The 13,217-nt window shown below is 63.2% G+C and carries 10 protein-coding genes, 1 tRNA gene and 1 pseudogene; 5 read left to right on the top strand and 7 right to left on the bottom strand.

Annotation, left to right across the window (positions count from 1 at the left end; genetic code table 11):
- A pseudogene (locus L288_RS0121175) lies at positions 1–187 on the bottom strand (hypothetical protein); the annotation flags it as partial.
- A gap of 101 nt (positions 188–288) precedes the next feature.
- Between L288_RS0121175 and queF the strand changes: the two are divergent.
- On the top strand, positions 289–756 hold the full coding sequence (gene queF / locus L288_RS24650; RefSeq protein WP_031303826.1) for a preQ(1) synthase: 468 nt from the start codon (positions 289–291) through the stop codon (positions 754–756).
- A gap of 166 nt (positions 757–922) precedes the next feature.
- A complete protein-coding gene (locus tag L288_RS24645) occupies positions 923–3,565 on the top strand; it encodes a M1 family metallopeptidase (RefSeq protein WP_031303825.1) in 2,643 nt (880 codons plus the stop codon).
- 36 nt (positions 3,566–3,601) lie between these two features.
- On the opposite strand, the gene L288_RS24640 is transcribed toward L288_RS24645, so the two are convergent.
- From L288_RS24640 to hspQ, 3 genes are all read right to left on the bottom strand, one after another.
- Positions 3,602–5,536, bottom strand: a complete 1,935-nt coding sequence (locus tag L288_RS24640; protein ID WP_031303824.1) for an OPT family oligopeptide transporter — start codon at positions 5,534–5,536, stop codon at positions 3,602–3,604.
- Between the two features lie 93 nt (positions 5,537–5,629).
- Positions 5,630–6,457, bottom strand: a complete 828-nt coding sequence (locus L288_RS24635) for a GDSL-type esterase/lipase family protein (RefSeq protein ID WP_084465599.1) — start codon at positions 6,455–6,457, stop codon at positions 5,630–5,632.
- Entirely contained in the window at positions 6,420–6,791 is a 372-nt protein-coding gene (gene hspQ / locus L288_RS24630; protein WP_021236796.1) for a heat shock protein HspQ, read from the bottom strand. The genes L288_RS24635 and hspQ overlap by 38 nt, the downstream gene beginning before the upstream one ends.
- A gap of 123 nt (positions 6,792–6,914) precedes the next feature.
- On the opposite strand from hspQ, the gene L288_RS24625 reads away from it, so the two are divergent.
- A tRNA-Ser gene (locus L288_RS24625) sits at positions 6,915–7,004 on the top strand.
- Between the two features lie 361 nt (positions 7,005–7,365).
- Here the strand turns inward: L288_RS24625 and L288_RS24620 are convergent.
- The gene (locus tag L288_RS24620; RefSeq protein WP_021236795.1) at positions 7,366–7,944 is read right to left on the bottom strand and encodes a cyanophycinase; all 579 of its coding nucleotides are present in this window, start codon (positions 7,942–7,944) and stop codon (positions 7,366–7,368) included.
- Positions 7,945–8,039: 95 nt separating this feature from the next.
- Between L288_RS24620 and L288_RS44080 the strand changes: the two genes are divergently transcribed.
- Positions 8,040–8,174 carry a hypothetical protein gene (locus tag L288_RS44080; protein WP_021236794.1) on the top strand — a complete coding sequence of 45 codons (135 nt, stop codon included), beginning with the start codon at positions 8,040–8,042 and terminating at the stop codon, positions 8,172–8,174.
- Here the strand turns inward: L288_RS44080 and L288_RS24615 are convergent.
- Together L288_RS24615 and cphA are read right to left on the bottom strand one after the other, a co-directional pair.
- Positions 8,164–9,054, bottom strand: coding sequence for an isoaspartyl peptidase/L-asparaginase family protein (locus tag L288_RS24615; protein ID WP_021236793.1), 891 nt, complete (start codon positions 9,052–9,054; stop codon positions 8,164–8,166). The two genes, L288_RS44080 and L288_RS24615, sit on opposite strands and share 11 nt — an antisense overlap.
- Complete coding sequence (cphA, locus tag L288_RS24610) at positions 9,047–11,791, bottom strand: cyanophycin synthetase (protein ID WP_236612995.1); 2,745 nt, start codon at positions 11,789–11,791, stop codon at positions 9,047–9,049. The genes L288_RS24615 and cphA overlap by 8 nt, the downstream gene beginning before the upstream one ends.
- A gap of 487 nt (positions 11,792–12,278) precedes the next feature.
- Between cphA and L288_RS24605 the strand changes: the two genes are divergently transcribed.
- Positions 12,279–13,178 (top strand): MBL fold metallo-hydrolase, encoded by a 900-nt coding sequence (locus L288_RS24605; protein ID WP_021236790.1) that lies wholly within the window; start codon positions 12,279–12,281, stop codon positions 13,176–13,178.
- The last annotated feature ends 39 nt before the right edge of the window (positions 13,179–13,217 follow it).

Below are 13,217 nucleotides of genomic sequence, written 5' to 3'. Positions count from 1 at the left end.
GTGCGGGCTGAACCGGCGCGCCGCGATAGACGTCGAGTTCCGGGCCCTGCCGGCTGGGGTCTGACTGCGGCTGTCCCGCACGGGGCAGGTTGAAAACCGGGCTGGCGGCATTGTCCTGCTGCTGGGCCAATGCAGGGGCCGCCATCAGCAGCGGCAGGGCGATGATCGAGGCGGAGCGCAAAGCCATGGTGCGCAGCCAAGGCAATGCAGCCGATGAACGGGAAATGAACGTCCGGGCAGGGTGGCGAAACGATGACATTATGCGTGCAATGGCGTAGATGGCCGGACATGACTGACACGCCCAACCTATCCAAACCGATCCATCTTGGCCAGACCAGCGCACTACCTACAACCCCTGAAGAGGCGGTGCTGGACTATGTGCTCAATCCCCGTCCCGGAAAGCCCTATCTGGTGCGCTTCACCGCGCCGGAATTCACGTCGCTGTGTCCCGTCACCGGTCAGCCCGATTTCGCCCATCTGGTGATCGACTATGCGCCCGCCGCAACGATCGTCGAATCGAAGTCGCTCAAGCTGTTCCTGGGGTCGTTCCGCAACCATGCCGCCTTTCATGAGGATTGCACGGTCGGCATCGGCGAGCGCCTCTTTGCCGAGATGCAGCCGCTCTGGCTGCGCATCGGCGGCTATTGGTATCCACGCGGAGGCATTCCCATCGATGTCTTCTGGCAGTCGGGCGAACCGCCTGCGGGCCTGTGGCTCCCGCCGCAGGATGTGCCGGGCTATCGCGGGCGGGGCTGATGCTCCCGCGCAGCTCTGTTTGACAAACGAACAATAAGGTTCGACCAACGACATCGTGGGCGAACCACTGCGCTTGACCGGCGTGGGGAAAGGTTCGATCCCGCAACTATCCTGGCGCTGCGCCGTTCTGGCCGCGCTGTTCCAACGTGTCGGAGTTGCGAACCTGATGTCCTTTGCCAAAATCCTTCCGCTGTTGCTTGCGGCCGCGCCACTCGCCCTTGCCCAGCCCGCCCTCGCGCAAACGCCTGCGGGGCCAGCGCCCGGTATCACGACCCAGCTGCCGCGTGGCGCCGCGCCCAGCCATTATGCCATCACCGTCACGCCGGACGCTCCCAACTTGAAGTTCGGCGGCAAGGTGACAATTGACCTGACGGTCACGCAGCCCATGCCCGCGCTGGTGCTGAACGCGGCCGACCTCGCTATCGGCGATGTCCGCCTTACCCCTGTGAAGGGTAAGCCCATCAAGGGAAGCGCCCGGATCAATGCCGATGCGCAGACGGTAAGTTTCGATTTCGGCAGGCCGGTCCAGCCCGGCAGCTATAAGCTCGACATCAGCTATGCGGGCGTCATCAACACCCAGGCGAACGGCCTGTTCGCGCTCGATTACACCGACAACCAAGGCAAGGCGAAGCGGGCGCTCTTCACCCAGTTCGAAGCACCCGACGCCCGCCGCTTCGTGCCCAGCTTCGACGAGCCGAGCTACAAGGCGACCTTCGACCTGACGGCGATCGTGCCGGCCGGCGAGCTGGCGGTCAGCAACATGCCGGTCAGGACGACGAAGGATCTGGGTGGTGGCAAGACGCAGGTGACCTTCGGCACCAGCCCCAAAATGTCATCCTACCTGCTGTTCTTCGGCCTGGGCGAGCTGGAACGCGCGACCAAGATGGCGGGCGCGACCGAAGTGGGCGTGATCACCGGCAAGGGCAATACGGGCAAGGCGCAACTGGCGCTCGACGCTTCTGCGGCGATCCTGCCCTGGTACAACGATTATTTCGGCGTGCCTTTCCCGCTGCCCAAGCTGGATAATGTCGCCGGGCCGGGGCAGAGCCAGTTCTTCTCCGCCATGGAAAATTGGGGCGCTATCTTCACTTTCGAACGGGCGCTGCTGGTCGATCCCCGCTTCACGTCGGAGGGGACGAAGCGGACCATTTACTCGATCGTGGCGCATGAAATGGCCCATCAATGGTTCGGCGATCTGGTCACCATGGCCTGGTGGGACGATCTGTGGCTGAACGAAGGCTTCGCCAGCTGGATGGCGACCAAGGTAACCGACAAGTTGCAACCCCGCTGGGAAATGCTGCTGACCCGCGTCGGCGGGCGGGAACGCGCCATGGCGCTGGACGCGCTGGCGACCACGCACCCCGTCGTGCAGAAGATCCAGACCGTGGATCAGGTGAACCAGGCCTTCGACGATATCACTTATGAAAAGGGTGAAGCCGTCATCACCATGCTGGAAGGCTATGCAGGCGAAGACGTGTGGCGCAGCGGCATTCGCAGCTACATGAAGGCCCATGCCTACGGCAACACGGTGACCGACGATTTGTGGAAAGCCGTGGAGGGCGCGGGGGCCGCCGGGCTGGTGTCGATCGCCCATGACTTCACCACAAAGCCCGGCATCCCGCTGGTCAAGGTGGACAGTGCCCAGTGCCGGGGCGGCAACACCGTGCTGCAACTCAGTCAGGGCGAATTCAGCCGTGACCAGAAGGGCAAGGCGCCGCTCAGCTGGAACGTGCCGGTCAAGGCGCAGACGATCGGCGGGCAAGAGCAGCGGCTGATCCTGAAAGGACAGGGGCAGATGACGCTGCCCGGCTGCGGCGCTTATGTGATCAATGCGGGACAGACCGGCTATTACCGCTCGCTCTATCCGCAGGAAAATGTCCGCGCTTTGGCGAAAGGCTTCACCCGCCTCGCCAGCATCGATCAAACCGGCCTTCTCGCGGACAATTTCCAACTGGGGCTGGGGGGATATCAGCCCATGGGGCTGGCGCTTGACCTGATCGATGCCGTCCCTGCCACGGCGAGCCCCGCGGTGCTCGCGGAGGTGCCGGACTATCTCACCAGCGCCTACACCATGCTGGAAAGCGACAAGGCCGCTCAGGCGAAGGTCGCGGCCTATGCTTCCGGGAAGCTGACGCCGGTGCTCGCCAGTATCGGCTATGACGCCAAGGCCGGGGAAGGGCCGCAGGTTCCGGTGCTGCGCTCCGCCCTCGTGTCAGCACTCGGCAGCATGGGCGATGCGGCCGTAGTGGGCGAGGCGCGGCGGCGCTTTGCTGCGCTTGGAGACAATCCGGCGGCGCTCGACGGTCCGCTGCGCAATGTGTGGCTGCGGATCATCGCGGAAAATGCCGACGCGGCAAGCTGGGATCGGCTGCGCGCCATGGCGAACGGCGCGAAGACGGATCTGGAAAAGAGCACCCTCTTCGCATTGCTCGGCGCGGCCAAGGATGAGGCCCTGGCGAACAAGGCGCTCGACCTTGCCCTTACCGACGAGCCGGGCAAGACCACCAGCGCGGCGATCATCTCACAGGTCGGGGGCGAACATCCGATGCTGGCGGTCGATTATGTGCTGGCCCATCGTCAGCAATATGAGGCGATGATCGACGTGTCCGCACGGTCCCAGGCGATCGCGCGGCTGGGCGGCAGATCGGCCGATCCGGCGATGGTGACGAAGCTCGACGCCTATGCCACGCAGTATCTGACGTCCGAATCGCGCAAGGTCGTCGACCGGTCCATCTCCGCGATCAAGACGCGGATCGAGACGCGGGCAAGATTGAAGCCAGAATTGGTGGCATGGTTCGGCAGGAAATAGGACTATGGTGCTCCTGCTTCGGCAGGAGCACGTTCGTCAAAGCGGCAGCGACGCCTGCCGCTTGAGCCGGGCATAAAGCGCACCCACAACCCCGGCGAAGATCAGCAGCGCCAACGGCACCGCCCAGGGATTTTCCGTCACCAGCGCCAGCGGCGCGTCGCTGTCCGTCGCAGCGACGATGCCCGCGAACGCGACGCCGAACAGGCTTTCCCCGACGATGAAGCCCGTCGCCATCAACACGCCCATCCGTTCGGCGAAATCCGGGTCCGCCTGCCGCATCGCCCAGCGATTATAGACATGGCCGATCGCAGCGCCGATCGGGATCAGCAGCGTCAGCGACATCGGCAGGTAGATGCCCATACCCACGGCCAGCGGCGGCAGGCGCATCTTGCCTGCGCGGCCGAGCAGTTCGTCTGCCAGCACGACGACGGCGCCGATCACCGCGCCCGTGCCGATCAAATTCCAGTCGAGATCGCCGCCCAGCACCCCCTTGGCCAGCGCGGAAATGAGCGCCGCCTGAGGCGCGGGAAGGGCGGTGGCCTTCGCCCCTGATGCGCCTGCGAAGCCGAAGGCGCTGTTGAGCAGGTCAAGCACTGGTGGGATCACGAGCGCGCCGAAGATCACGCCCAGCACCAGCGCCACCTGCTGCTTCCAAGGCGTCGCGCCGACGAGCTGACCGGTCTTCAGGTCCTGAAGATTGTCGTTGGAGATGGTGGCGATGCCAAAGACGATGGCCGTCACGAACAGGGCATAGGCGATCAGCGCCTGGGTTTGCGCCGGGTCGCCGCCCGAGCCATAGATCGCCGCCAGGATCAGGGACGCGCCCAGCACGGCCAGGATGCCGACGCCCGAAATCGGGCTGTTGGACGCGCCGATCAGCCCGGCCATATAGCCGCAGACCGACGCGATCACGATCCCCGCGACCAGGATATAGGCAAGGGTCAGGATCAGGATGGGAACGGGGTTGAGCGCGATCGGTCCTCCTTGCGCGAAGTACCAGAGCAGCACCGCGATCGGCGCCAGTGACGCTACGATCGTGCCGCCGACGATGCCGATCGGCAGGTCGCGCTCGGTCAGTTCCAGCAGCCCTGCATCCCCGGCCTTGCGTACCTTCGCCGCAGCCATGGCTGACCGGATGCCGCTGATGATCGGGCCCAGTATCTTGAGCAGCGTCCAGATCGCCGCCACGCCGATGGTGCCCGCTCCGATGAACCGCGCCTTGGTGCGGAAGGTGGTTCCGACCACTTCGGCAAGATCGGCTCCGGCAGGCAAAGGCGAGGTCAGCCACGGCACCAGCCCCAACCAGCTGATCAGCAGGCCGACGAACATCGCGATGCCGACCGACAGGCCGACGAGATGACCGACGCCGATCAGCGCCATCGAAAAGCTGGTCGACAGCGATGTCGCGCCCGCGCCCAATTTGAGGAAGGTTGCGGCTTCCTCCGCGATCAGCTTCATCTTGGCGGCGACGGAAAAGACTGCGGCGGCGAGCGCGCTCATGACGATGGCCGCCAGCCCGCGCTTGTTCTCCTCAAGCCCCTGGCGCGATCCCGCGCCGACTTTCAGCACCTCGGCGGCCGCCACTCCTTCGGGATAGGGCAGGTCCGATCCGGTCACGAGCGCCCGGCGCAGCGGCACCGAATACATGACGCCCAATATGCCGCCCAGCGCGATGGTGAAGACCGACAGCCAATAGGGGAAACCTTGCCACCAGCCGATGATCACGAGTCCGGGCAGCACGAAGATGATCGCCGACAATGTGCCCGCCGCCGACGCGATCGTCTGGACGATGTTGTTTTCCAGGATCGTGCCCGTCGCGAACAGGCGCAGCACCGCCATGGATATGACCGCCGCCGGGATCGAGGTAGCGAAGGTCAGGCCGATCTTGAGGCCCAGATAGACGTTCGCCGCGGTAAACAGCAAGGTGATGATCGCGCCGAGGATGACGCCTCGCAGGGTGAGTTCCGCCATGGGCGCGGCCTTGGTCGCATCAATCGTCACGGATCATTCCCTCTTCGTCCAGCCCTGCTTTGGTGAACGGTAATAATATTGCTTGTCCGTGGATCAATCGGAAAGTGATGAAAGTGCGCTGGCTGGCGCTTTCTGCGGTTCTTCCTTTATGAGCTGCTGTGGAAAGACCGCCCCAAGCCATGCCTGCACCAACCCGGTCCAGCGTTGATATCCGCGCGCATTCATGTGAAGCCCGTCTTTTCGGAACAGCGACGCGTCCGGCAGGCCATCGCTCGCAAGCAGGCTGCCGGCAACGTTCAGATAATCGAAGCCAGCAACGCGGCTGCGCGCCGCGACCGTCATGTTGACAGCCGCCATCTTGGGCCAGAGCGTCCAGCGGATCGGGCTCGGCTTGAGCGACAAATAGGCGATCCGCGCCGCAGGATAGTCGGTCCGCAGCCGCTTGAGCAGGCTCAGCACGTCACGCGCGACCGCGGCCGGGCTCGCGCCTCCCGCAAGGTCATTCTCTCCGACATAGACGAGGACCGCGCGTGGCTTCGCGCGGGGAAGGAGGCGCGGATAGTGGCGCAGGACATCCGCCGTCGTCGCGCCGCCAAAGCCGCGATTGATGATGCTGCGCCTGGGAAAGCTTGCGCCTATGTCCCACAAGCGGATGCTGGAACTGCCGAGGAACAGAATTGCGTCACGAAGGGCAGGCCCTGCCTCATCGGCTTTGGCGAAAGCCTCGATCTCATTGGAAAAGGGAAAGGCTGGGTCAGCGTTGACGCGCGGTTCTTCTGCCGGTGCGGGCGGCTTCGCCTCCCCTTGCGCCACCCCGGCGAGGACGAGCAGCGGCACAGCCGCCGCAAGGCGATATGCGTGCGCAGCGCGCGTCCGGCGGTTCTTAGTGACGATGCAGCGGCCGCAACTGATATTTGCCATTGGCGTAGGTGCCGAACATGCCCCCGATCGCGGGATGGTCGACCGGCTCGTCACTGTCGTCGGCAACCAGATTCTGCTGGCTCACATAAGCGACATAGCTGGTTTCGCCATTTTCGGCGAGCAGGTGATAGAAGGGCTGATGCTTGTCCGGACGGGATTCTTCGGGAATCGCCTGATACCATTCCTCGCTATTGGCGAACACGGGATCGATGTCGAAAACGACGCCGCGAAAGCCGAAATGCCGGTGCTTGACGATATCGCCGATGCTGAAACGCGCATGGACGATGGGCGGGGCGATTACGTCGGCTCCGAAAAGGGGGTTCAGGTTGGTCATACCCGTAATTTAAGGCGCTGCCGCTCTGTTACAAGAAAAATACGGTCCGCGCCGCTTGGCAAGCGGATCATCATTCGCTAATGGCCGCCGCTCGACCGGGCTGGCAAGCGCTGGCCTTTCTGCGGAGAGGTGGCAGAGTGGTCGAATGCACCGCACTCGAAATGCGGCGTGCCGGCAACGGTACCGAGGGTTCGAATCCCTCCCTCTCCGCCATTTCAGTCCCAAAATGGGCCCGCCGATTCCCCGCTAGAGACCGAAGTAAGGGCACGCAGTAGCTCGCCCTCCGCTGGTGTTCGCCGTTTCAGCAGAAGGCGGTAATCGTCGATTCCTGGCATCAGCAGCCACACTGATGAAGGGCGTGGTTCGGTTGGATTCCGCCCGCAGCTTCATCTGCGGGGGAAAGGCATCTTTCCCAAGTGGCTCACTGCTGCCCGGTCGATCGGGATCCGGCCGGCTTCGAGGTGCGTAGATCGGATAGCTGCCGTTCCAGACCTGGAGGTCGAAAATGCGTCCCCGAACGGCAGAGAAAGACTGCCTGTGGACGTCAATTCCAAGCTGCTTCCTCGTTGGACCGTTAGAACGTTTCCTCAGCTACAAGGGGAGTTCGCTGTTTCAGGTCATATCCGTCCCCCGCACTAAGACCGTGCAATCGCACGTCATGGATCGACAGTGTACGTTCCGGGCTCGCTTCGGCGATGTTGGAGTGGGTGATGCCAGCGCCGTCCACTATATAGACCGCGCCGGAGCCGTGGACGCGAAAGCTTTCGCCCTCCAATATGATGGCCGTGTCTTCGTCGATTCCTATTCCCAGGACTCGCGGGTTCTGGGCAACCGCGCCCAGCAAGCGGCCGATGCGGCCGCGTTCGGCGAAGTGCTGGTCGATAATGACGTCCCGGATCAGGCCAAGCCCTGGAGCCATGTGGAGATCGCCGATGCGGTGCGATTCCTGGCTTGCGCCCCTTACAAGCATGGTCTCGCTCATGACCGATGCGCCTGCCGATGTGCCTGCCACGACCCCGCCACGCAAGTGTATGCGGCGGACCATCTTCTCGATCGGCGTGTCCCCGATCTGGCTCGATATGCGCAACTGATCGCCGCCAGTGAAGAAGATCCCGGCAGCGTCATCCAATATGTCGGCGGCCTTCGCTTCCAACGTCTCGCCCCGTTCATGTACGTAGAGTTCGAAAGATTGGTCAGGCCAAGCGCGCCAAATGCCTTTTCATAGGCTTCGAAATAGCCGTCCGGCTGGTGACTGGCGACAGTGGCGATGACGAGCTTGCCATTTTTGAGGCGCTCGGCAACCTGCCGCAGGATCAGCTTTTCGCCTTCCTTATCCTCCCGGCCGCCGATGATGATAAGTGGTCCCGCGCTGTCATTCATTGAGGCACATCTCCAACTCGTTGCGATGGATGGCGCCCTTGCCTTCGCTCCAGCCGCTGCGGTGAAGCGCAAGGGCAAAATGCTCGCTGTTATGCGCGATGCCGAAGCGCCCGGCCGCGTCCATGACGATCGCGCCAGCTTCGCCGCCGACACGCTGGAGCTGGGTGATTGCCGCCTGAACCGCGATGTCCGCCGGAGAGGCGGTCAGGGCCTGCATCACTTGGGCAGCAAGCATGGTCCGCAATATGCTTTCCCCATCGCCGGAAAAGGCGACGCCGCCCAGCCTGTCGTCAGCGTAGAGGCCGCTGCCCGGTATCGGGGAGTCGCCGATCCGTCCAGGATGCTTGCCCGGAAGCCCGCCGGTCGATGTCGCAGCTGCGATGTGGCCATGGATGTCGAGAGCCACACAGCCGACAGTGTCATGAGCCTTCGCATATTCCGAGGCCAATCGTTCAGCGGCTATCATGTCGCGGGAGTCGCAAAGGGCAATTCCATTCGCCATGGCGAAGCGTTCTGCGCCTTCTCCTGCCAGAAGGACGGGCTTTGCAGGAAGCACCGCCGCCGCCAGGATGACAGGATTGCGGATACGCCTGACACCTGCGACCGCACCAACGCCGAGGTCGGCGCCGTTCATGATCGCCGCATCCATTTCCACCTCGCCATCGGCGTTGAGGACGGAGCCGAAACCGGCGTTGAACAGAGGATCGTCTTCCAGCACACATATGGCCGCCTGTGCGGCTGCAAGCGCGCTGCCTCCAGCGCGCAGGAGGGCTGCTCCGGCCTCCGCGGCGGCGAGGCAGCCATCGCGATTGCGTTGGTGGAGAGCGGCCTTGATGGTCTTGGCGCCGCCATGGACGATGATGGCCCAGTCCGCTTCAGGCATGGGTGACCGTCCGCGTCGATTCTGTCGGCGCGTCCCCCGGTGTCCAGTCCAGCACCTGCTGCCACACCTGTTCGACGGAGGTCGGGAGGATGACGAGGAGATCGCCTGCCTCACCCCGGTCGAGCGTCGCCTGCACGGCTTCGAGCTCATCGACGATACGGTGAATGCGATCGGCTGGCGTCCCGGCGCTCAGGGCTCCTTCGGACATAAGGCCGTTGGTTTCTCCAGGCGGACGGCCCCGTCCGTCCGGTGCTTCGCGGAAGATGATTTCGTCGAAGATGCCAGCTGCGATGCTGCCCATTTCGATGATGTCGCTGTCGCGCCGGTCGCCCGGAATGCTGACCATGCCGATGACACGGCGGTGACGGCTGCGCAGGGCGTCTACGACCTGCCCGAGCGCGGCCAAACCAGCAGGATTGTGGGCGTAATCGACGATGAAGCGGCGGTCATGAGCGTCGCGGATGTTGAGGCGGCCCGGCGAATCCGCGAAGGAATTGGTGAATTGAACGAGGCTCTGGCGGATGGTGTCAGCCGGAATCCCATGAACGAAGCATATGGCAGCAGCGGCGAGCGCGTTGGCGATGTTGAAGTCCGCTATCCCGTCCAGCGTCGCGGGGATCGCGGCGGCGGGCATCAACTCTTTCCGTTCGCCCGAGCGGTGGATGACAAGCATGCCGCCATCGGCGCCGTCTTCCCGGACGAGCGCGGTGCCCCCGGACTCGATATGCCTGCGCAGCAGCTCTGGTATGCGGCTGCCGCCGTTGAGGGAGAACCAGACGATGGTGCCGCGGGCGTGCCGGGCAATGCGCACGCACATGGGATCGTCCGCATTGAGAACGGAATAGCCTCGCCGGGATACGCTTTCCACGACCACCGCCTTGACGTTCGCCAGATCTTCGAGCGTGTCGATGCCCTTGAGGCCAAGATGATCAGGGGTGACGTTGAGCACGGACCCTACATCCGCGCCGTCAAAGCCAAGACCCTCGCGCAATATGCCGCCGCGGGCGGTTTCCAGCACGGCGGCATCGACGGTTGGATTACGCAGCACGGACCGGGCGCTGCGCGGGCCGCTGGCATCGACCGCCTTCAAAAGCTGACCGCCGACATAGATGCCTGACGTCGTCGTCATGCCGACATTAAGGCCATGATGCGTGAGGATGCGCTCAACCATCCGAACGGTTGTGGATTTGCCGTTGGTGCCAGTGATGGCGAAGATCGGGATACGGCTGCTGCGGCCGCGCGGAAAGAGCGCGTCGATAACCGGCGCCGCGACATCGCGGGGCTGTCCAGAAGAGGGGTCGAGATGCATGCGAAAGCCGGGCGCTGCATTCACCTCGACAATGCCGCCACCGGTTTCGCTGACCGGCCGCGAAATGTCGGGCGACAGGAAGTCGATGCCGCAGACATCAAGCCCGATCGTTGCGGCGGCCTGCTCCGCGATGAGGCGATTGCAGGGGTGGATGTCATCGGTCCGGTCGACGGCCGTGCCTCCGGTGGAAAGATTGGCGGTGTCGCGCAGTTGCACAATCTGCCCAGGCGCTGGAATCGTGCCAAGATCGTGGCCGCTACGGGCAAGCAGCGCCGTCATCGCAGCGTCGGGCACAATGCGGGTGAGCATATTTTCATGCCCCATGCCCCGGCGGGGGTCCTGGTTCACGAGATCGATCAGTTCGGCAATGGTGCGGCGGCCATCACCCATGACATGCGCGGGCAGGCGCTCGGCAACGGCGGCGACCTTTCCGCCGATCACGAGGATGCGATGGTCATGACCCGGCAACTGCTGTTCGACAATGACGCGCCGCCCGTGCCGCAGGGCATGATCGAAAGCAGCGCGGAGCGTGCCTTCATCACGGACGCCGGTAGTCACGCCCCGGCCGTGATTGCCGTCGAGCGGCTTGACCACGAGCGGCCAGCCGAGGCGTCTCGTTTCGGCCAGCGCTTCATCGGCCTGACGGTACACCGCGCCGCGCGGAACGGGCAGGCCCGCTTCATCGAGCAGCCTTTTGGTGAGATCCTTGTCGCCCGCAATGTCCACCGCGATCTGCGAGGTATCAGCGGTGATGCTGGCCCTGATCCGCTTCTGACGGCTGCCCAGGCCAAGCTGGATCAGGCTCTGGTCATTAAGGCGCATGACCGGGATGCCGCGGCGTTCCGCCGCCTGCATCAGCGCGGCCGTCGTGGGACCCAGGCTGTTGCGGCGCAGGATCGCGCGGAGCGTTTCCACCATCGCGCTGATATTCTGCGGATCGGAAGGAAGTTCCATCCCCAGGCGCCGCGCACCTTCGATGCTGCGCAGACCTTCTGGAAGCAGGGAAAGCACCAGCGCAATTGCAAAGGCGCCCGCCGCCAATCCGGTTTCGGCATCCTTATAGGCATAAAGGATGTTGTAAACACCAGGCCGCCCCCGCACTGAACGCGTCTTCCCCCGCGTAACCTGGCTTCCCGCAAGGCATTGCAGCTCAAGCGCGACATGCTCGATAACATGACCCAGCCATGTCCCGGACCGCAAGCGGCGGACGAGGCCGCCGGGCGTCTGGTAACTGCACCCGTGCGCGCCGAGGCCGGGCAGTAGCGTCAGCAGATGGTCAGGAAAGAGTGGCAGCCGGTCGGTCGGCCATTCCTCCAGGTGCCGAGATCGACCTGTATCCTGATCATGGGCCGGTTGCTGAAGAGATGGGGCCCGCGATAGATGCTGCGTTCCAAAATTGTCAGCGCCCGAATATGGACGGCGTCGCAAAGCGGCGCTGCCTGGGGCTGTTCAAACTCCTTCATGGTGACTCCAGCTATTGCACGTCCTGTAGAACGTGTCGGGCTGGTGTAAACTCATCATCCTGGAAGATGTTCCAATAGAACATAGGTTAGAAATAATAACAGGAAAATTTAAATCTATGATATACTTGATATAATGCCAATTTTATAAATATACATTGTAACTCATGTTTATAGTAGAACGTATAATATAATAAATATTGGCGCTATAAGGGAAGAAGTACAATATTCTGGGAGTTTTGTGTTGATGAATCGCATGGCATGACATTTATAGGATGATTTCTGTGTGAAGCCCGACTATCCTTATCGGAAGCGCCGCATCAATGATGTACGAAAGCGCGCCTATGCAACGCGCCCGCTTTAATATTCAGCGGCGGCCCTTCACCTGCGTTATTGCTGATGCGCTTTTTGCCGTTCCGGCCGAAACGCCCGCAGCCATGAGCCGTTAGCGGGGCATGCGCGTCCATTATCTGAAATGTGGTACGGATTGCCCGCTCGGCGGTCCGCTGTTCGATGGCTTCAGCAAGAGCTTGTTCGGCATCATCCCCTGCGCGGCACAACTGGTCGAAACCAATGAGGGGCTGGTGCTGATCGACACGGGCTATGGCAGCGAAGATGTTAGCCACCCCCATCCGCGCCTGAGCCGCTTCTTTCATGCGCTGCTGAATATCCGGTTCAGGGCGGAAGAGACGGCGCTGCACCAGATCAGGGCGATGGGCTATTCGCCGTCCGACGTGCGCCATATCGTCCTGACGCATCTCGACTTCGATCATGCGGGCGGCTTGGACGACTTTCCGAACGCGCGCGTCCATGTGATGGAGGTCGAGCGCGACGCCGCCGAACGCAAGCGGCAGGGCTTCATTGCCCGGCGGCGATACCGGCCAGCGCAGTGGGAAAAGGTGCGGGACTGGCGCACCTATGCGGGGAGCGGCGAACGCTGGTTCGGCCTTGAGCGCGTGCGGCAACTGGACGGCCTTCCCCCTGAAATCCTGATGGTTCCACTGCCGGGTCATACATGGGGTCATGCGGGGGTCGCTATCCGGTCGGACGACGGCTGGGTTCTGAATGCCGGGGACGCCTATTTTTATCGTCGCGAGCTGGATGGAGACCGGCGGCGCTGCACGCCCGGCCTGCGCTTTTACCAGACGTTGATGGAAGTGGACCGGGACCTGCGCTTCGCAAATCAGCAGCGCCTGCGGGAATTGAAGCGCGATACGAGCGGTGAGGTGACCATCTTCTGCTCCCATGACGAGATTGAGCTGGAAGCCATGCAGCGCCGTAATCAAGGCATCAGCCTCACGCGGACCGGACCACCAGCCGGCACACGCATGGCGACCTCCCTGACGGAGGCATGACAGTTGTGCGGCGATAGGAGAGCGGAGTGTACGCGGAGG

This window comes from Sphingobium quisquiliarum P25, assembly GCF_000445065.1.
GTDB lineage: Bacteria > Pseudomonadota > Alphaproteobacteria > Sphingomonadales > Sphingomonadaceae > Sphingobium > Sphingobium quisquiliarum.
Note: the sequence above shows the minus strand (reverse complement) of the source record. Positions and strands in the feature narration are given on the sequence as shown.

Bases quoted from the DNA above. Each gene is read 5' to 3' on its own strand.
- queF (WP_031303826.1), top strand. From the start codon at position 289: ATGACTGACACGCCCAACCTATCCAAACCGATCCATCTTGGCCAGACC.
- L288_RS24645 (WP_031303825.1), top strand. From the start codon at position 923: ATGTCCTTTGCCAAAATCCTTCCGCTGTTGCTTGCGGCCGCGCCACTC.
- L288_RS24640 (WP_031303824.1), bottom strand. From the start codon at position 5,536: ATGGCGGAACTCACCCTGCGAGGCGTCATCCTCGGCGCGATCATCACC.
- L288_RS24635 (WP_084465599.1), bottom strand. From the start codon at position 6,457: ATGGCAAATATCAGTTGCGGCCGCTGCATCGTCACTAAGAACCGCCGG.
- hspQ (WP_021236796.1), bottom strand. From the start codon at position 6,791: ATGACCAACCTGAACCCCCTTTTCGGAGCCGACGTAATCGCCCCGCCC.
- L288_RS24615 (WP_021236793.1), bottom strand. From the start codon at position 9,054: ATGCCTGAAGCGGACTGGGCCATCATCGTCCATGGCGGCGCCAAGACC.
- L288_RS24605 (WP_021236790.1), top strand. From the start codon at position 12,279: ATGCGCGTCCATTATCTGAAATGTGGTACGGATTGCCCGCTCGGCGGT.